Origin of the sequence: Halomonas sp. 113, from assembly GCF_904067645.1 — a bacterium.
In the GTDB taxonomy this organism is placed as follows: domain Bacteria; phylum Pseudomonadota; class Gammaproteobacteria; order Pseudomonadales; family Halomonadaceae; genus Vreelandella; species Vreelandella titanicae.
The window spans coordinates 5,361,696-5,379,886 of the sequence record NZ_LR881453.1 but is presented as its reverse complement, the minus strand read 5'-3'; the positions used below and the strand labels follow the sequence as shown (position 1 = coordinate 5,379,886).

Annotated in this window: 19 protein-coding genes; 15 read left to right on the top strand and 4 right to left on the bottom strand. The window is 54.5% G+C overall.

Annotated features, from left to right (window positions below):
- Nucleotides 1–10 precede the first annotated feature (10 nt).
- The 4 genes from hemL to YERSI8AC_RS24985 are packed head-to-tail and all read right to left on the bottom strand — an operon-like array spanning nt 11 to nt 4,413.
- Nucleotides 11–1,291, bottom strand: coding sequence for a glutamate-1-semialdehyde 2,1-aminomutase (gene hemL, locus YERSI8AC_RS25000; RefSeq protein WP_009286351.1), 1,281 nt, complete (start codon nt 1,289–1,291; stop codon nt 11–13).
- Between the two features lie 36 nt (nt 1,292–1,327).
- Entirely contained in the window at nt 1,328–2,137 is an 810-nt protein-coding gene (thiD, locus tag YERSI8AC_RS24995) for a bifunctional hydroxymethylpyrimidine kinase/phosphomethylpyrimidine kinase (RefSeq protein ID WP_022521042.1), read from the bottom strand.
- Nucleotides 2,137–2,568 (bottom strand): protoporphyrinogen oxidase HemJ, encoded by a 432-nt coding sequence (hemJ, locus tag YERSI8AC_RS24990; protein WP_022521043.1) that lies wholly within the window; start codon nt 2,566–2,568, stop codon nt 2,137–2,139. Before hemJ ends, thiD begins: the two co-directional genes overlap by 1 nt.
- A gap of 9 nt (nt 2,569–2,577) precedes the next feature.
- On the bottom strand, nt 2,578–4,413 hold the full coding sequence (locus YERSI8AC_RS24985; protein ID WP_022521044.1) for a chloride channel protein: 1,836 nt from the start codon (nt 4,411–4,413) through the stop codon (nt 2,578–2,580).
- Between the two features lie 134 nt (nt 4,414–4,547).
- Here YERSI8AC_RS24985 and argC point away from each other — a divergent pair, with 134 nt between their 5' ends.
- The 15 genes from argC (at nt 4,548) to atpA (ending at nt 18,172) form a co-directional block, all read left to right on the top strand.
- Nucleotides 4,548–5,597 carry an N-acetyl-gamma-glutamyl-phosphate reductase gene (gene argC / locus YERSI8AC_RS24980; RefSeq protein ID WP_022521045.1) on the top strand — a complete coding sequence of 350 codons (1,050 nt, stop codon included), beginning with the start codon at nt 4,548–4,550 and terminating at the stop codon, nt 5,595–5,597.
- Between the two features lie 341 nt (nt 5,598–5,938).
- On the top strand, nt 5,939–6,292 hold the full coding sequence (gene erpA, locus YERSI8AC_RS24975) for an iron-sulfur cluster insertion protein ErpA (protein ID WP_007112206.1): 354 nt from the start codon (nt 5,939–5,941) through the stop codon (nt 6,290–6,292).
- Between the two features lie 161 nt (nt 6,293–6,453).
- Nucleotides 6,454–7,230 carry a transporter substrate-binding domain-containing protein gene (locus tag YERSI8AC_RS24970; RefSeq protein ID WP_138800888.1) on the top strand — a complete coding sequence of 259 codons (777 nt, stop codon included), beginning with the start codon at nt 6,454–6,456 and terminating at the stop codon, nt 7,228–7,230.
- 118 nt (nt 7,231–7,348) lie between these two features.
- Nucleotides 7,349–8,020 carry an amino acid ABC transporter permease gene (locus YERSI8AC_RS24965; RefSeq protein ID WP_009286346.1) on the top strand — a complete coding sequence of 224 codons (672 nt, stop codon included), beginning with the start codon at nt 7,349–7,351 and terminating at the stop codon, nt 8,018–8,020.
- Between the two features lie 11 nt (nt 8,021–8,031).
- A complete protein-coding gene (locus YERSI8AC_RS24960; RefSeq protein ID WP_022521047.1) occupies nt 8,032–8,802 on the top strand; it encodes an amino acid ABC transporter ATP-binding protein in 771 nt (256 codons plus the stop codon).
- 617 nt (nt 8,803–9,419) lie between these two features.
- The gene (gene mnmG, locus YERSI8AC_RS24955; RefSeq protein WP_159177857.1) at nt 9,420–11,324 is read left to right on the top strand and encodes a tRNA uridine-5-carboxymethylaminomethyl(34) synthesis enzyme MnmG; all 1,905 of its coding nucleotides are present in this window, start codon (nt 9,420–9,422) and stop codon (nt 11,322–11,324) included.
- On the top strand, nt 11,321–11,980 hold the full coding sequence (gene rsmG, locus YERSI8AC_RS24950) for a 16S rRNA (guanine(527)-N(7))-methyltransferase RsmG (RefSeq protein WP_022521049.1): 660 nt from the start codon (nt 11,321–11,323) through the stop codon (nt 11,978–11,980). The genes mnmG and rsmG overlap by 4 nt, the downstream gene beginning before the upstream one ends.
- A gap of 61 nt (nt 11,981–12,041) precedes the next feature.
- Nucleotides 12,042–12,809 (top strand): ParA family protein, encoded by a 768-nt coding sequence (locus YERSI8AC_RS24945; RefSeq protein WP_009286343.1) that lies wholly within the window; start codon nt 12,042–12,044, stop codon nt 12,807–12,809.
- Nucleotides 12,810–12,824: 15 nt separating this feature from the next.
- A complete protein-coding gene (locus tag YERSI8AC_RS24940) occupies nt 12,825–13,754 on the top strand; it encodes a ParB/RepB/Spo0J family partition protein (RefSeq protein WP_009286342.1) in 930 nt (309 codons plus the stop codon).
- Nucleotides 13,755–13,959: 205 nt separating this feature from the next.
- Entirely contained in the window at nt 13,960–14,352 is a 393-nt protein-coding gene (locus YERSI8AC_RS24935) for an ATP synthase subunit I (protein WP_022521050.1), read from the top strand.
- Between the two features lie 32 nt (nt 14,353–14,384).
- A complete protein-coding gene (gene atpB, locus YERSI8AC_RS24930; RefSeq protein ID WP_009286341.1) occupies nt 14,385–15,212 on the top strand; it encodes a F0F1 ATP synthase subunit A in 828 nt (275 codons plus the stop codon).
- A gap of 76 nt (nt 15,213–15,288) precedes the next feature.
- Entirely contained in the window at nt 15,289–15,516 is a 228-nt protein-coding gene (atpE, locus tag YERSI8AC_RS24925; RefSeq protein ID WP_022521051.1) for a F0F1 ATP synthase subunit C, read from the top strand.
- Between the two features lie 76 nt (nt 15,517–15,592).
- The gene (locus YERSI8AC_RS24920) at nt 15,593–16,063 is read left to right on the top strand and encodes a F0F1 ATP synthase subunit B (RefSeq protein ID WP_022521052.1); all 471 of its coding nucleotides are present in this window, start codon (nt 15,593–15,595) and stop codon (nt 16,061–16,063) included.
- Between the two features lie 11 nt (nt 16,064–16,074).
- Nucleotides 16,075–16,611 carry a F0F1 ATP synthase subunit delta gene (locus YERSI8AC_RS24915; RefSeq protein WP_022521053.1) on the top strand — a complete coding sequence of 179 codons (537 nt, stop codon included), beginning with the start codon at nt 16,075–16,077 and terminating at the stop codon, nt 16,609–16,611.
- A 16-nt stretch (nt 16,612–16,627) separates the two neighbouring features.
- Entirely contained in the window at nt 16,628–18,172 is a 1,545-nt protein-coding gene (atpA, locus tag YERSI8AC_RS24910; protein WP_009286340.1) for a F0F1 ATP synthase subunit alpha, read from the top strand.
- Nucleotides 18,173–18,191: the final 19 nt, after the last annotated feature.

The following is an 18,191-nucleotide window of genomic DNA, read 5'->3' as shown; positions in this document are numbered from 1 at the left end:
TTACGTGCCGTTACATTACCGCAAAGGCTTTTTCTGCTGCATCCAGCGTGAACTGAATGTCTTCCGGGGTATGAGCACTGGACATAAAGCCTGCTTCGTAAGCAGAAGGCGCCAAGTAAACGCCATGATCGAGCATCGCGCCAAAGAAGCGGCGGAAGGCATCCGGGTTACAGGCGGTGGCTTGGGCAAAGTTATCCACACGGCTTTGAGAGGTGAAGAAAAGTCCAAACATACCGCCCGCCGACTGCGTCATCATCGGCACCCGTGCGGCATTGGCACGCTCCTGAAGGCCCGCACAAAGGGTGTTAACCCGCTGGGTAAGCGCATCGTGGAAGCCCGGTACCTGTAGTTTGGTTAGCAGTGCCACACCTGCAGCCATCGCCAACGGGTTACCCGACAATGTGCCCGCTTGGTAAACCGGCCCCAGGGGGGAGATGTTTTGCATTATCTCGCGCTTGCCACCAAAGGCGCCCACCGGCATGCCGCCACCGACAATTTTTCCCAAGCAGGTTAGATCAGGCACTATACCGTAGTGGGCTTGGGCACCGCCCAATGCCACTCGAAAACCAGTCATCACTTCGTCAAAAATCAGCACGCTGCCATACTCGTTACATACTCGGCGCAGCGTTTCCAAAAAGCCCGGTTGAGGCGGAATACAATTCATATTGCCGGCAACGGGTTCAACAATAATGCAGGCAATCTGATCGCCAATTTCGCTAAAACACGCTTCGACCCCTTCAGGGTCGTTAAACGACAGGGTAATAGTGTGTTCAGCCAGCGACGTGGGCACGCCCGGTGAGCTGGGTTCGCCGTGGGTAAGCGCGCCAGAGCCCGCCTTAACCAGCAGTGAATCAGAGTGGCCGTGGTAGTTACCCTCGAACTTAACGATCTTATCGCGGCCGGTGGTACCTCGCGCCAGGCGAATCGCCGACATGGTGGCTTCGGTGCCCGAGCTAGTCATGCGCACCATATCCATGGAGGGGATCATCTCGCAGATCAAATCCGCCATGGTGGTTTCGACTGCGGTAGGGGTACCAAAGGACAGGCCGTTGTCTAATCGCGCCCGTACGGCTGCCAATACGTCTTGGTCGGCATGCCCAGTGATCATGGGCCCCCAGGAGCCGACATAATCCACGTAGCGATTGCCTTCGACGTCAAACAGAAAGGCACCTTGAGCACGCTCCATAAAGACCGGCGGGCGGTGCAACCCTTTAAACGCCCGGACGGGTGAGTTTACTCCGCCCGGTATATGGCGACTGGCAAGATCGAACAGTTCAGCTGATGTAGTCATAGCATCCTCTCGGTCAATGGCGTACAGAAGATAGGATCAAAAACGGGCAGCCCGTGAAAAACGATGTGGCAAACACTGGCCGCTGGGCGGTTGAAAGCCTTGAGACAAACTTTGCCAAGTAAAGTGCTGAGCCTGCTCACAAGCTGTTGGTAAGCGCTCACCAACAGCAAGACGAGCAGCTAGAGACGATGCCAGCGTGCAGCCAGAACCATGGAACAATTCAGGCAAACGTGGCCACTGCCACTGGCGAGTAGTATCAGGCGAGTGCAGGGTGTGCACCACCTGTTGGTCGTTGCCGGGCAGCGGCTCATCCGTGGCAGTGACCAGAATGGCTTGGCACCCCTGTGACATCAGTGCCACCGCACGGGCCGTATCATCGAAAGGAGTGATGATGTCGGGCGTAAGCTGAGCCAACTCAGCGCGATTGGGGGTTAAGATATCCACAAGCGGTAACAAGCGATCAATAAACAATTGTCGCAAAGCAGGTGTGGATAACTCAGTTCCGCCACCGGCTTTGAAGACCGGATCGGCCACCACGGGAATGCCTGGAAAACGACGAATAATTTGCTCCGCTGCGCGCAGGGTGTCTTCGTCGGCAAGTAGGCCAATCTTAATCGCCGCGACCTGCATCTCACTAATTGCCTCGGCCATTTGGCGCATCGCGGTCGGCTCAGCAGGGATCACGCGGGTCACATTATGACAATTCTGTACCGTCAGCGCAGTGGGGATCGTTACCGCCCAACCACCACAGGCCGCAATGGCTTCACTGTCAGCGATCAACCCAGCGCCACCAGTCGGATCATGCCCGGCGAGTACCAACACCACGGGGGGAAGTGGTTGGCGCATCAAAAGGGCTTCACAACGGCAAGCAGAATAATCGCCACGAGCGCAATCACCGGCGCTTCATTAAACCAGCGAAAAAACACATGGCCTTTGGTACAACGATCCTGGGCAAACTGCTTCAAATAGATCAAACAAACGTGATGATAGGCGATAAGCAGAACCACTAGCGCCAGCTTGGCATGCATCCAGCCCTGGCTAAACCACTCGGGCACCAGATAGAGCATCCAGCCACCAAAAATGAGTACCGCAATCATCGATGGGGTCATGATGCCACGGTAGAGCTTACGCTCCATGGTTTTGAAATAGCTGATGGCCTGTTCGTCGCCGTTATCCCGCGCAGTGGCGTGATACACATACAGGCGGGGTAAATAGAACAGCGCAGCGAACCACGTCACTACGGCCATTAAGTGAATGGCCTTTACCCATAGGTACATTGTCGCTCCTTAAAGTGATGAGTCCTTCTTACGGGTATCATTCTCTCGTACTTCATTGTCACGAAGGTCGGCACCACGGGGGTCAGTGTAGTGATAATAACGTTCGATGGCGCCACGGGTGATAATACCTGAAATACGCCGCTGCTTTGGGCGATAGCCATGAACGACGTAGAGCGCCCCCAGAGCGTTATCCTGCAGTTTTAGAAACGCTTCGGAAAGCGTCGCCTGTAAACCAATCGGTGCCAGCTCTAAACGCTGGCCGGGGATTTCCAGTAGATCAATCAGCTCATCCTCAGGCGGCTCATCCCCCTGCAGCGCCTCATCGTGCTCAAGTAGCCAGCGTGCCAGTTCAGCGGCTTTTAGCGCCAGCACAGGTTTTTCCTCTGTTGACCGCTCAATCACTAACCACACTGGGTTCTTCTCTAATAAAAGCCGCGCTTGATCAGGGGTGATCATTCGCTCGGTGCGCACCAGTTGACGCTCCATCACCGCAGGCACCGAAACCCGTGAGAGTGCCTGCATCAACGGCTGCTGAAGCGGGTGAAGCCCGTAGCGCACCGTGCTAATAAAGAAACCTTCACAGCCGGTCAATTGACGCGAGGTTAAGCACGCCACCACCACCGCCAGCATGCCGGGAAGCATGATACTCGGCGTATGGGTTAACTCCAAAAGCGCCATTAGGGCAGCAAGAGGCGCTTGTAACACCGCCCCCATCATTGCGGCCATGCCTAGCATCGCGTAAATACCAGGATCCGCGGCTTTATCAGACCAAAGCCAGCCTCCCAGTAAACCAAACAGTGCACCTGTGGCAGCACCTATGACCAACACCGGGCCGATAATACCGATGGGTACGCCGCCAGCGACAGTTAGCGCTGTAAGCAGTAGTTTGACGATCATTAGCGCCAGCAGCACTTTAATTTCCAGCTGGTTATTGAGCGCCGCCGCCACGCTGTCATAACCGATGCCCTGAACCTGAGGGAACCACCAAGCCACCGCGCCAGTTGCCACACCCACCAAGCCAAGGCGCATCCAGAGCGGCCACAGCATAATCCGCTGGTTGCGTGAAATATGAATAAACAGCCCCGCTAACAGACCAATCACCAGCCCGGTAACCACAATCCACGGCAAGTTGATCAGTGAACCTAGTGCTATCTCGGGGATACGAAAAGCGGGTTCATTGCCATAAGCCAACTGTGCTACCAGCGCCCCCATGGTAGAGGCCAAAATCACGGGCATAAAACTCACCAAGGTGTACTCCATCATCACCACTTCCATGGCAAAGATGACACCCGCGATAGGCGTGTTAAAAGAAGCGGAAATAGCTGCTGCGGTACCGCACGCCACAAGTACTCTGAGACTATTATTGGGCAAACGCATCTGTTGGCCTAGTCCACTGGCCGCCGCCGCGCCCAAATGAATCGCCGGGCCCTCGCGCCCAGCAGAGAGCCCGCCCAATACCACCACAACACCTACCCACCACTGATTTAACCAATTGCGTAACGGAAAACGGCCCTGATGATAGGTAAGCCGCTCAATTACATGGCCAACGCCCAGCTTGCGCGCTGTCGGTTTTTGCCGGTACAGCAGCACACCCACAAGGGTAACCGCCAACATAGGTAGCAGCGCACGCAGCCAGGGCACCATGCTTTCAAACGCTTCTGGGTCGCCATCGGTCATGTAGAGCGCGGCGCCCGCTTCCAATAGCAGCCGAAACGCCACCATCACAGCGCCGGTAATAACCCCCGAGACAAGGCCCAGCAAACAGAGCTGCGGAAGGGCGTCGACGTTGGCCAACTGGCGACGAAAACTCTCTAAGGTAAAATCCGATCGGGAAAAACGCGCCACAGCGACCTTCCTTACTCTTGTATCTTTACACTCTTGTGTATCATAGCTGGATACGCTTAAACAGCTTGGTGTCCTATGCTTAAGCTAATAGCGAATTTGGTTTTCTACTCAGCGGCATCCGTAAGGAGTGAATTGTGATTAAGGTCGGCATTGTTGGCGGTACAGGTTACACCGGCGTTGAACTACTGCGGCTACTTGCCCAGCACCCCCACGTCAACGTAGCCATGATTACCTCGCGCTCGGAAACCGGCGTCAAGGTGTGCGACATGTACCCCAACCTGCGCGGCCATTACGACACGCTGGCATTTAGCGAGCCGGACGCCAAACAGCTGGGCGCCAAACAGCTGGGCGCCATGGATGCGGTATTTTTTGCCACCCCCCATGGCGTCGCCCATGCCCTAGCCGGTGAGCTACTCGAAAACGGCACTCGGGTGATTGATCTATCGGCCGATTTCCGGCTGCGCGATGCTGACGAGTGGAGCCGCTGGTACGACCAGGCCCACGGTGCCCCGGAATTGTTGCAAGAGGCAGTATACGGGCTGCCGGAAATGCACCGGGAGAAAATCAAAAACGCACGTTTAATTGCGGTTCCCGGTTGCTACCCCACCAGCGTTCAGTTGGGCTACCTGCCGCTTCTGGAAGCGGGTTTGATCGACCCAAGCCAACTCATTGCTGACTGCAAATCCGGAGTTACCGGCGCAGGCCGTGGCGCTAAAGTGGGTTCACTGCTTGCCGAAGCCAGCGAGTCGATGAAGGCCTACGGCGCTTCGGGCCACCGCCACCTCCCGGAAATTAGCCAAGGACTTAGGGATATCCAGCAATCCACAGTGGGTTTAACCTTTGTGCCCCACCTAACGCCGATGATTCGCGGCATTCACTCCACACTCTACGGCCAGCTAACCGCTGAGCCGGGCGACCTGCAGACACTCTTTGAGCAGCGCTACGCCGACGAACCCTTTGTCGATGTGATGCCCGCGGGGAGCCACCCTGAAACGCGCAGTGTCAAAGGCATCAACACCTGCCGCTTAGCAGTGCACCGGCCGGGCAATGGCAACACCGTCGTCGTGTTATCGGTGATTGATAACCTGGTCAAAGGCGCTTCAGGCCAAGCAATCCAAAATCTCAACTTAATGTTTGGCTTTGAAGAGAACACAGGACTCACCGCCCCTGCGCTGATGCCTTGAACCAAACACCAGTATGCAGAGGGTACTTCAAAAGGTTTCTTTACCAAGGCAGTTAACGTGGTGCGAGGGCAGGTTGGAGCGAGGGTCTTTCGACATGGCCGGAAAATGTTCCCGACAATTCCGGCATTTCCGCCATCCATGGCGGTCAGATGTCGAAAGTAGCGCCCATGGACGGGTTCACAGCGCCCTCGCGCAAACCTGTCCTCGCCACCGAGGGGATCGGTAGCTAACCTAGACATTCCTAACTAATTCCCAGCAATAGTTGACCAATTTGCTGGGAATTACCCATAATCACCCCCCAATGCCGATTTATTCGTTCTTAAAGCTCGCGGGAGGTACCCATGAGCGGTGCAGAAGCCTTTGTTCCTACTCCACTACTGCTCTCTGATAGCGCACGAAAACGTATTAATGCGCTGATTGCAGAAGAAAATAACCCATCCCTTAAACTGCGGGTCTATGTAACTGGTGGCGGCTGTTCAGGTTTTCAGTACGGTTTCGACTTTGCAGAAAACGTCGCCGACGATGACACCGTAATAGAGTTCGGTAACGCAGCCCTAGTGGTTGACCCCCTCTCCTACCAATACTTGGTAGGCTCCACCGTCGACTACGAAGAGGGCCTGGCGGGCGCACGTTTTCGCGTTCAAAATCCTAATGCCACCACCACCTGCGGCTGCGGCGCCTCCTTTATGGTCTAAACAGCGTTGGCCCGCAGCGCTCCCCGTGACTTGACGCCCTGACGGTTTCTCGCCAAGGTTAATAGGTCAACAACGGCTTAAATAACGGTTTATAAAGAGCATCAAACGGTAAAAAACCGCTTTGTAACCCGCCATCAGCCATATAAAGCACGGGGAAACTTATGAAAATAGCACTACCACTCAGCCTAACCAAAACAACGCTGGCGCTTGCACTGGGATTGGGCAGCGCCAATGCCGCCATGGCCCAAACGCCATCGGTGAACGTGGCCACTGACCCAAGCTTTGTGCCGTTTGAAATGATGGATCAAGAGACCGGCGAAATGGTCGGCTTCGATATGGATATCATCAACGAAGTCGCCGAACGCGCAGGTTTTGAAGTCAACCTCACGACCATGGAGTTCTCCGGCATCATTCCCGCCGTGCAAACCGGCAGCCAGGAAATCGCCATTGCCGGTACCACCATTACGGAAGAGCGTGCCGAAGTTGTCGACTTCTCCGACCCCTACTACGATTCCGGTCTTCGCATTATTGTGCGTGCCGACAATGACAGCGTCGAAACACTAGAAGACCTTCAGGATCTCGCCGTTGGTACCAAAATTGGTTCCACCAGCTACGACTACCTGCAGCAAGAGCTTGGCGAAGATGCTGACATCACCCCCTTCCCGGGTACTGCCGACATGTACATGGCGCTGTTAGGCCGCAACGTTGACGCGGTGCTCTATGACGCCCCTAACGTTGCCTACTTCTCGCAAACCCGTGGCGAAGGCCGTACCAAGGTTGTTGGCCCGCTATATGAAGGTCAGCAGTACGGCATCGTCTTCCACAAAGGCAGCGAGTGGGTGGAACCCACCAACGAAGCACTCGCCGCGATGAAAGAAGACGGCACTTACGATGAGATCTACACCAAATGGTTTGGTGAAGCCCCCAGCGAAGAGTGAGTGTAAAACCTCTATAATAGCGTAACGCCATTACAGGGCCGGGTGGCCAAAACTCCCGGCCCTGCTGCGTTGATCATGTGTTTTTTGCCAACTGCTTTTTTGTTTCAGGAGTCTACGCGTGGACGTCAATTTTCAGTTTGATTGGTCGGCGGCGTTTGGGTCTATCCCTTACCTGCTGCCGGGTATTCCCTGGACGCTACTTATCTCATTTGGCGGCTTGGCCATTGGTTTTTTTATCGGCATATTCTTTGGCCTGTTACGCATTAGCCCCCTGCGCTGGCTACGCTGGCCGGCCATCATTTATGTCGAAGTGTTCCGCGGCACGCCGATTCTGGTTCAAGTACTGTTTATTTTTTACGGCTTACCACAACTGCTGGGTGGGCCAATTAACGCCCTGGTCGCCGGTATTGCCGCGATCGCCGTTAATTCCGGCGCTTACATCTCTGAAATCGTGCGTGGCGGTGTGCAGTCAATTGAGCGCGGTCAAGGGGAAGCTTCGCTCTCTCTGGGCCTTTCCCGCACTCAGGCGTTTCGCTACGTTATCTGGCCCCAGGCGTTTCGGCGCATGATCCCGCCTCTTGGTAACCAGGGCATCATCAGTATCAAAGATACCTCCCTGTTTTCAGTGATTGGCGTCAGTGAGCTGGTGCGCCAAGGGCAGATCTATATCGCCACCACCTTCACGGCCCTTGAGGTCTACTTTATGGTCGCCCTGATGTATCTCGCGATCACCTGGACGCTCTCCATCATCCTGCGCCAACTTGAGCGCAGAGGCCTGGCCGGACAATAAGGACACGCGCAATGAGCGAGACATTGAACAACACAACGCAACCAATTGTGCGTATGCAGCAGCTCAACAAGCACTTTGGCAGCCTGCACGTACTCAACGATATTGACCTTACGATTGTGCCCGGTGAAGTTGTCGTGATCATCGGCGCCAGTGGCTCAGGTAAATCGACGCTGATTCGCTGTATTAACGGCCTGGAAGAGTTCCAATCAGGCAGTCTGGTGGTCGATGACAATGAACTGCTGCCCTATGGAAAGAGCACCCAAGCACTGCAAACCATCCGCACCGAAGTGGGCATGGTTTTTCAGCAATTCAACCTGTTTCCCCATCTCAGCGTCATTGATAATGTCACACTGGCGCCGATGAAAGTGCGCGGTTTAAGCCGTGACGACGCGGTCAGCAATGCCAAACGTTTGCTTGACCGGGTGGGTATCGCCGACCAGGCCGATAAGTACCCCAGCCAGCTCTCAGGCGGCCAGCAGCAGCGTGTGGCGCTCGCTCGTGCCTTGGCCATGGAACCCCGGCTGATGTTATTTGACGAGCCCACATCGGCGCTTGACCCGGAAATGATCGGTGAAGTGCTCGATGCCATGCGTGAACTGGCCAAAGAGGGCATGACCATGGTGATTGTTACCCATGAAATGGGCTTTGCCCGTGAGGTTGCCGACCGGGTGATTTTTATCCATAAAGGCGAGATTACCGAGCAGGGACACCCGGAAAAACTGTTCGATTCACCGCAACATGAACGTACTCAATCCTTCCTTGCGCGGGTGCTTAAACACTAGATGTGAACACTCAATGCCCTCGCGTAGACCTGCGCTTAGCACCTAAATAACGCGTTCGCTAATGCGAAATGACGCTTTTTTACCGGCCTGTCGACACGACAGGCCATTTTTTTGCCTGTGGATAAACTTTTTTTACATTAATCGTTTTTATCTCCGCAAGGACTACCATGGGCGTCTCTCAGCGTTAGCTCCACACCCAACGTTGCTTGTTCACAGGTGCGGTAACAACCTAGGTACTGGCCGGTGGATAAGCCGTGGCCAATTGCATCTGTGGATAAGGCGCTATTTCATCCACAGGCTTAGCACCCTTTCTACCCAGGCACTCCCGCCTTCAAACATGTAGAAGTCAACAATATAAGTTGATGAAATAATTAATAATTATTCGCTTATACACAGAAATTGTCCACACTAGTAGTTACAACATTTACAGAACTTCTCTTATTTTATATTTATGTTGTTATTAATAGAGGCGGTTTAGCGATTTGGGGTGTGGAAAAACCTGACGGTTACCCACAGGGGGTTTATACTTGCCGACTCATTGATCTAAGGTGGCTGCGTCTAGAATCGACTGCATTGGCCACATCATCCGTGCCGACAGGCACAAGACGAGGTGTCTCTTGAATTACCCCGACCGCTTTGACGTGATTGTCATCGGCGGTGGCCATGCGGGAACTGAAGCCGCACTGGCCTCTGCTCGCATGGGCTGTCAGACCCTGCTGCTCACCCATAACATCGAAACTCTGGGCCAAATGTCGTGTAATCCCGCGATTGGCGGCATCGGCAAAAGTCACTTGGTCAAGGAAATTGATGCACTGGGCGGCGCCATGGGGCTTGCCACGGACTTGGGTGGTATCCAGTTTCGTGTGCTCAATGCCAGCAAAGGGCCTGCCGTTCGGGCCACCCGTGCCCAGGCTGACCGCATCCGTTACAAGTCAGCGATCCGCGGAATGCTGGAAAACCAGCCCAACTTAACGATTTTCCAGCAAGCCGCTGGTGATCTGATTATGGATAACGACACCGTACGAGGCGTCGTCACGGAAACCGGCATTCGCTTTCATGCCGACAGCGTCGTGCTGTGTACCGGGACATTTTTGGGTGGCGTGATTCATATTGGTTTGGATCAAAGCAAAGGCGGCCGAGCGGGCGACCCGCCTTCCAACGCGCTGGCTGAACGTCTGCGCGCCCTGCCGTTTCGGGTTGACCGCCTAAAAACCGGTACGCCGCCGCGCATCAATGCCAAAAGCGTGGATTTTTCCCAGTTGGAAGAGCAGCCCGGTGATAGCCCAACGCCGGTTATGTCCTACCTGGGATCGCGGGAGATGCACCCTCAGCAGGTGAGTTGCCACATTGCTCACACCAATCAGCACACCCACGATCTGATTCTGGCCAACCTTGATCGCTCGCCGATGTATTCCGGCGTCATCGAAGGGATTGGGCCACGTTACTGCCCATCGATAGAAGACAAGGTTCATCGCTTTGCCGATAAATCCAGCCACCAGGTGTTTATCGAACCCGAAGGCTTGGATACCCATGAGCTCTACCCCAACGGCATCTCGACTTCGCTGCCCTTTGACGTGCAGATTCAGGTGGTGCGTTCCATCAAAGGCTTGGAAAACGCCCATATCACCCGGCCTGGCTACGCCATTGAGTACGACTTTTTTGACCCACGAGACTTAAAACACTCGCTGGAAACTAAATTTATCCACAACCTGTTTTTTGCCGGTCAAATCAACGGCACTACCGGCTACGAAGAAGCCGGTGCTCAAGGTTTGCTCGCAGGCCTGAATGCCGCCCGCCGCGCTCAGGAGCTGGACGCCTGGTATCCCCGCCGCGATGAAGCCTATCTCGGTGTACTGGTTGATGATCTGATCACTATGGGTACCAAAGAGCCCTACCGGATGTTTACTTCCCGTGCGGAGTACCGCCTGCTGTTGCGGGAAGACAACGCGGATTTACGCTTAACCGAAGCGGGCCGGGAATTGGGTCTTGTCGACGACACGCGCTGGGCAGCGTTTAGCCAAAAACGCGAGGCTATCGAACAAGAGAGCGCGCGGCTAAGCACCCTGTGGATACAACCGGGAAGCCCAGCGGCTGAACAAGTGGCCGAAAAAACCGGGGCACCGCTCACTCGCGAGTATTGCTTGAGTGATCTGCTTAAACGCCCTGAATTGAATTACAGCGATTTGGCCAATCTGCCCGGCATTGAGGGCACCCTGGTCACTGACCCAGCAGTCGCCGAGCAGGTGCAGATTCAGGCTAAGTATCAAGGCTATATCGATCGTCAGCAGCATGAGATCGATAAACTCAAACGCCACGAAGCCACGCCACTGCCTGCGGAGCTGGATTATTTAAAAGTCGAAGGTTTGTCTAACGAAATTCGCCAAAAGCTGGCTGAAGCGCGGCCGGAAACGCTTGCTCATGCGGCGCGGATTTCAGGCGTTACACCGGCGGCCGTCTCTATTTTGCTGGTGCATCTGAAAAAGCGCCGGTTGGTAGCCGCAGCTGAGGTAGTTAACGGATGAGTTCGTTGAACCCACTGTTGAAGACGCTACCTACAAGCGTTGCACCACGGCTCGATCAAGGCCTTACCCAATTAGGCATCGCCGTTGACGAACATCAACGCCAACAGCTGCTAGGCTTATTGGCACTGTTGCACAAGTGGAATCGGGCTTATAACCTCACAGCGGTGCGCGATGTGGACGACATGGTGTCGCGTCATGTGTTGGATAGCGCCGCTGTGTTGCCCTATGTGCGGGGGCCGCGGCTACTGGATGTAGGTGCGGGTCCTGGGCTTCCTGGTATCGTATTAGCGATATTAGCCCCCCAGCTTGATGTAACACTGCTGGATAGTAATGGCAAAAAGGTGCGCTTTCAGCGTCAGGCGGTAATGGAGTTAGGGCTTGAAAACGTCACTCCCGTACAGGCGCGGGTGGAACAGTTTGAAGCCGCCGCTTTTGATCAGGTGATTTCCCGAGCATTTGCCAGCTTGGTCGATTTTGTCACCTTGACCCGCCAGCTACCCAGCGCCGATGGCCAGTGGTTAGCCATGAAAGGCCCGGGGGCGGATGATGAACTGCGCGACCTGCCCGCCGGTATACGTTTATATCAGCGTCACCTATTGGAAGTACCCTTTGAAGCGGCCCAGCGGCAGCTGCTGATCTTGGATGTTGAAAGCTAAATGTGAAAGCTGAATGTTGAAAGCTGAACGTTGATTCTGACCCCCAGAAGGAGTTGAGTAAGTGAGCCAGATCATTGCCCTGACCAACCAAAAAGGCGGCGTGGGCAAGACCACCTCGGCCGTTAACCTGGCGGCCAGTCTCGCTGCGCTCGACCGTCGCGTACTGCTGGTGGATCTTGACCCCCAAGGCCATGCCAGCATGGGCAGCGGCATCGATAAATACGAGCTCGATAAAAGCGTGCTTGACGTTCTACTGGGCGAAGCAACGGCCGCTGATACGATTGTCAAAAAGCTGGCGGTCAAGTACGACGTACTGCCGGGTAACGGTGATCTCACCGCCGCCGAAGTCGAGCTGCTAGATCGCGATAAAAGCGAGAGCTGCTTAACCAACGCACTAGCTTCGGTCTCGGATGCCTATGACGTAGTGTTGATCGACTGCCCGCCCTCTTTGAACATGCTAACCGTGAATGCATTAACGGCTTCCGATAGCGTGCTGATCCCTCTTCAGTGCGAATTTTACGCCCTGGAGGGGCTGTCGGCCCTGCTCGATACCGTTGAGCAGATTAAGCAAAATGTGAATCCTGATCTTGCCATTGCGGGCATTTTGCGCACTATGTATGACAAGCGCACCAGCTTAACGCGGGAAGTGGATAAGCAGTTGCGTGACTATTTTGGCGACATGCTGTTGAAAACGACCATTCCTCGCAACGTCAAAGTTGCCGAAGCGCCGAGCCACGGATTACCCGTTACGCAATATGCCCGGTTCTCCCGTGGTAGCCAGGCCTATCGTGTGTTGGCGAAAGAGATGATTCGTCGCCTAGCGTTATAAAATGAGGAAAAGCGAATGACGCGTAAACCCGCGCTGGGACGTGGCCTGGATGCCCTGATTGGTGCCGGTGCCCGTCGCCGTGACAGCTTAGAACTTGCCGGTAGCGGCACCCCGTTGGAGCTTTCTGACGCCGCGCGTAGTGCCGCGGCCGATGACGTTAGCGAAGATCGCCTTGAACGTCTGCCGTTAGGGCAATTAACGCGAGGTAAATATCAGCCGCGCCGGGATATTCAGCCCGAAGCGCTAGAAGAGCTGGCAGACTCCATTCGCGCCCAGGGCGTGATGCAGCCCATCGTCGTGCGTCCAATTGGCGTGGATCGCTACGAAATTATTGCCGGTGAGCGTCGCTGGCGGGCAGCCCAACTTGCTGAGCTGGACGTTATCCCGGCGGTGATCCGGGAAGTCAGCGATGAAGTTGCCCTGGCGCTGGCGCTGATCGAAAACATTCAGCGTGAAAACCTCAACGCCATCGAAGAAGCCATGGCGCTCAAGCGCCTGGGCGAAGAGTTTGAGCTTACCCAGCAGCAGATTGCCGACGCAGTGGGTAAATCGCGCACCCAGGTAGCCAACCTGTTGCGCCTGCTGGCGCTAGATCCGGAAGTGCAAACCCTACTCGAACGGGGTGACCTGGATATGGGCCACGCAAGAGCTTTGCTGACGCTGAACAGCACCCAGCAGCGGCAGGTGGCTCATGAGGTGGTCAATAACGATATGACGGTGCGGGCCACCGAAGCGCTGGTGAAAAAAGTCCAAACCAGCCAAACACCAACCAAAACGCCTAACCGTCAAAGCAAGCAGCCCGATGTGGCCAAGCTTGAAACACATCTTGGCGAACTGCTCGGTGCGCCTGTCTCCATTGATCATGGTCAAAAAGGCAAAGGTAAGTTAACGATACGTTATACCAGCCTCGAAGAATTGGATGGCATCTTGAATCATATTAAATAGCAGGCTATTCAATATCACGTAAGAAGCGCACACGTTTTCCCCCTTTGGTCGCAAATCAGCCCTTAAGCGGGCAAAATCGGTGCGACTTCGGTTGAAGGTGTGATAGCGCTTCCCTATAATCGCGCAAGATTTGTGCAGGTTGCCTTGGTTTGTCTAGCTATTAGCTGGTCGAGGTATTGGTTTTTATCAGTGAGGCTGGGCCGGTATGCAGCGATACGAAACCCAGCGTCGAAAAGCCTACATCGTTCGGCTCACGATCGCGCAACTGATGATCACCTTCGTTGGTATGTTGGCCGCCTATCTAGTCGCCGATTTAGAAGGCGTGTCATCGGTTTTTAAAGGGGCGCTGGTAGCCTTATTACCGCACGCCTTTTTTATCAAACGAATGGGGGTTTTACGCGCGAGTAGCCCTTCAAAGGCAGCGATGCGCCTGTTTCGCGCCGAGGCAGGCAAGTTTGGTTTGACGGTGGCACTGTTTGTTGCAGTGTTCGTGGCAGCGCCCCCCTCAAACCCTACTTTCTTTTTTTATGCTTATGTTGCAGTTGTTCTAACGCATTGGCTTACGCCTTGGTTAATGCCAAAAAACGCTAATGCCTAGAAAATTGCACAACTGATTGAGGTGACACATCCATGGCCGCAGGAAACGAAGTCTCAACGACTTACTATATCCAGCACCACTTGCAGAATTTGACCTTTGGCAATCATCCTGAGAACGGCTGGTCGCTGGCGCATTCAGCAGAAGAAGCAAGTGAAATGGGCTTTTGGGCCATTCACCTGGATACCATGGGCTGGTCGATTGCCATGGGGTTGCTGTTTATCTGGATTTTCCGCAAAGCGGGCAAAATGGCCACCACGGGAGTACCCAGTGGTCTGCAAAATGCCGTTGAGATGGTCGTAGAGTTTGTCGAGGACATGATCAAGGGGACATTTAAAGGGCATAACCCGATCATCGCCCCCCTCGCGTTGACGTTGTTCGTGTGGATTCTGTTCATGAACACGCTCAAAATTATTCCGGTCGACTACTTCCCCGTGCTGTTCAGCAAGCTGGGCGTGGACTACATGAAAATTGTCCCCACCACCGATGTGAACGCCACGCTGGGTTTGGCATTAGGGGTATTCGGACTGATCCTTTACTACAGCTTTAAGGTTAAAGGCGTGGGTGGTTTCGCCAAAGAGCTGTCATTGACCCCGTTTAACCACTGGGCGCTGATTCCCTTTAACCTCCTGCTGGAAATTGTCGCGCTGCTGGTTAAACCGTTTAGTTTGGCGATGCGTCTGTTCGGCAACATGTTTGCCGGCGAAGTGATCTTTATTTTGATCGCCATGCTGCCGTTCTGGGCTATCTGGGTGCTGGATGTGCCGTGGGCCATTTTCCATATTTTGATCGTCGTACTACAAGCTTTCATCTTTACAGTGCTGTCCGTGGTGTATCTAAGCGCTGCACACGAGCATCACTAATCCGAGCAATGCTTGAAACACATTAACCCTTAACCTCAACCCTCGACCTTTAACTTGAAAAACTAGGAGCATTACCATGGAACTTATCTACATTGCCGCTTCCATCATGATCGGTCTCGGCGCTCTAGGTACCGGCATTGGCTTCGCTATTTTGGGTGGTAAGCTGCTGGAATCTACAGCGCGTCAGCCTGAACTGGGCGACCAGCTGCAAACCAAAACCTTCCTAATGGCAGGTCTGTTGGATGCCGTTCCGATGATCGGTGTTGGTATCGCAATGTACCTGATCTTCGTTGTTGCCGGTTAATGACAGCTCAGCCGAGCGTTAAGCGCTCGGTTTTGTTTCACTCCGGTCGCCACGAACTTGTCAGAGGTACATTCCTGTGAATATCAACATGACGCTAATCGGGCAGACGATCGCCTTCGCGATCTTTGTCTGGTTTTGCTTAAAGTATGTGTGGCCTCCGATCAGCAACGCGCTTCATGAGCGTCAGAAAAAAATTGCTGATGGCTTGGATGCAGCCAGCCGTGCTAACCGTGATCTTGAGCTTGCTCAAGAGCGGGCGGAGCAGACGCTGCGCGAAAGCAAGGAGCAAGCTTCTCAGATTCTTGAGCAGGCCAACAAACGCTCTGCCCAGATAGTTGAAGAAGCCCGCGAACAGGCCCGCGCCGAAGGCGAACGCCTAGTAGCGAGTGCACGTTCCGAGATTGAGCAAGAAGTGAATCGCGCTAAGGATGAACTTCGTGCCCAGGTCTCTTATCTCGCCGTTATGGGTGCCGAGCGTGTTCTTGAAGCGTCGGTCGACGAACAAGCCCATCGCAAGTTACTCGATGAGCTTGCTGCTGAACTGTAAGGAGGTGAACCATGGCGGAATTACTTACCGTCGCTCGTCCTTACGCTAAGGCAGCGTTTGAATACGCGCGTGATCATGAGGCGCTTGATAGCTGGTCACAAGCGCTGAGTTTTTTAAGTGTTGCGGTAGCAGATGACGTCGTGCGCCATCGGCTAAGCAGTCCCAAATTAGACAGCGAGCAAAAAGTGTCGCTGCTTGTCGAGCTTATTCCTGAGCAACAGGATGAGGCTTTACAGCGATTTTTGACTGTTTTGGCTGACCAGGGCCGCCTGATGGCGTTGGCCTCCATTGCTGATCAGTTCGAGCACCTGCGTGCTGAACACGAGCAGCGGGTTGAAGTGAACGTCACCTCTGCTTACAAGTTAGATAGTAAGCAGAAGACCAAACTAGCGAACGCGCTTAAGAAACGTCTGAATCGCGAAATCTCTATTACTACTCAGGTGGACAAGTCGCTTATTGGCGGTGTCATCCTGCGTGCTGGCGATACCGTTATTGACGGCTCCGTACGTGGTCGATTGAACCGCCTTTCCGAAGCGCTAACCGCTTGAGTCTGAGGGACATGGCATGCAGCAACTGAATCCTTCCGAGATCAGCGACATCATCAAGCAGCGAATTGAAAAGCTTGACGTCGCATCCGAAGCCCATAATCAGGGCACCATCGTCACCGTTTCCGACGGTATCGTGAAAATTCACGGCCTCGAAGACGCGATGTTTGGTGAAATGATCGAATTCCCCAACAGCATCTTTGGCATGGTACTCAACCTGGAGCGTGACTCCGTGGGTGCCGTAGTGCTGGGTGACTACCTGCAGCTCGAAGAGGGCATGACCGCCAAGTGTACCGGTCGTATTCTCGAAGTGCCGGTAGGCCCTGAGCTGATTGGTCGTGTGGTCGATGCGCTGGGTAACCCCATTGATGGTAAAGGCGACATTAACACCACCATGACCGACGCCGTTGAGAAAGTGGCGCCGGGCGTTATTACCCGTCAGTCCGTCGATGAGCCGATTCAAACCGGTCTGAAATCGATCGATGCCATGGTGCCGATCGGTCGTGGTCAGCGTGAGCTGATCATCGGTGACCGTCAAATCGGTAAGTCCGCCATTGCCATTGATGCGATCATCAACCAGAAAGGCAAAGGCGTGACCTGTGTCTACGTGGCGATTGGCCAGAAGCAGTCGACCATTGCCAACGTGGTACGCAAGCTTGAAGAGCACGGCGCCATGGAGCACACCATCGTCGTCGCCGCTGGCGCTGCCGATCCGGCTCCCATGCAGTTCCTGGCCGCTTACTCTGGCTGCACCATGGGCGAATACTTCCGCGACCGCGGCGAGAACGCGCTGATTGTGTATGACGACCTCTCCAAGCAGGCCGTCGCCTACCGCCAGGTATCGCTGCTGCTGCGTCGCCCGCCGGGTCGTGAAGCCTATCCTGGTGACGTGTTCTATCTCCACTCGCGTCTACTTGAGCGTGCTGCACGAGTTAATGTCGACTACGTTGAGAAGTTCACCAACGGCGAAGTGAAAGGCAAAACCGGTTCCTTGACCGCGCTGCCGATCATCGAAACCCAGGGCGGCGACGTCTCCGCGTTTGTACCGACCAACGTGATCTCGATCACCGATGGTCAGATCTTCCTGGAAACCAACCTGTTTAACTCGGGTATTCGTCCGGCGATTAACGCCGGTCTATCGGTTTCTCGTGTAGGTGGTTCGGCGCAGACCAAAATCATCAAGAAGCTCGGCGGTAGTGTCCGTCTGGCGCTGGCTCAGTACCGTGAACTGGCGGCGTTCTCGCAGTTTGCCTCTGATCTTGACGAAGCCACGCGTAAGCAGCTTGAGCACGGCCAACGTGTCACCGAGCTGATGAAGCAGAACCAGTACTCGCCGATGTCGATCGCTGAAATGGCGCTGTCGCTGTATGCCGCCAACGAAGGCTTCCTGGATGATGTCGAAGTGAACAAGGTGCTGGACTTCGAGCGTGCCTTGCACGACTACATGAAGTCTGAGCACGCTGATCTACTCGACAAGATCAACCAGAGCGGCGACTACAATGGTGAGATTCAAGACAGCTTGAAGTCGGGTCTCGAGAAGTTCAAGGCGACTCAGAGCTGGTAATGTTTAGCCCGTCTGTGAT

Coding starts and splice junctions, on each gene's coding strand:
- YERSI8AC_RS24960 (WP_022521047.1), top strand. CDS start 8,032: ATGAGCGAGACATTGAACAACACAACGCAACCAATTGTGCGTATGCAG.
- YERSI8AC_RS24940 (WP_009286342.1), top strand. CDS start 12,825: ATGACGCGTAAACCCGCGCTGGGACGTGGCCTGGATGCCCTGATTGGT.
- thiD (WP_022521042.1), bottom strand. CDS start 2,137: ATGCGCCAACCACTTCCCCCCGTGGTGTTGGTACTCGCCGGGCATGAT.
- hemL (WP_009286351.1), bottom strand. CDS start 1,291: ATGACTACATCAGCTGAACTGTTCGATCTTGCCAGTCGCCATATACCG.
- atpA (WP_009286340.1), top strand. CDS start 16,628: ATGCAGCAACTGAATCCTTCCGAGATCAGCGACATCATCAAGCAGCGA.
- YERSI8AC_RS24915 (WP_022521053.1), top strand. CDS start 16,075: ATGGCGGAATTACTTACCGTCGCTCGTCCTTACGCTAAGGCAGCGTTT.
- rsmG (WP_022521049.1), top strand. CDS start 11,321: ATGAGTTCGTTGAACCCACTGTTGAAGACGCTACCTACAAGCGTTGCA.
- hemJ (WP_022521043.1), bottom strand. CDS start 2,568: ATGTACCTATGGGTAAAGGCCATTCACTTAATGGCCGTAGTGACGTGG.
- atpE (WP_022521051.1), top strand. CDS start 15,289: ATGGAACTTATCTACATTGCCGCTTCCATCATGATCGGTCTCGGCGCT.
- YERSI8AC_RS24935 (WP_022521050.1), top strand. CDS start 13,960: ATGCAGCGATACGAAACCCAGCGTCGAAAAGCCTACATCGTTCGGCTC.
- erpA (WP_007112206.1), top strand. CDS start 5,939: ATGAGCGGTGCAGAAGCCTTTGTTCCTACTCCACTACTGCTCTCTGAT.
- atpB (WP_009286341.1), top strand. CDS start 14,385: ATGGCCGCAGGAAACGAAGTCTCAACGACTTACTATATCCAGCACCAC.
- YERSI8AC_RS24970 (WP_138800888.1), top strand. CDS start 6,454: ATGAAAATAGCACTACCACTCAGCCTAACCAAAACAACGCTGGCGCTT.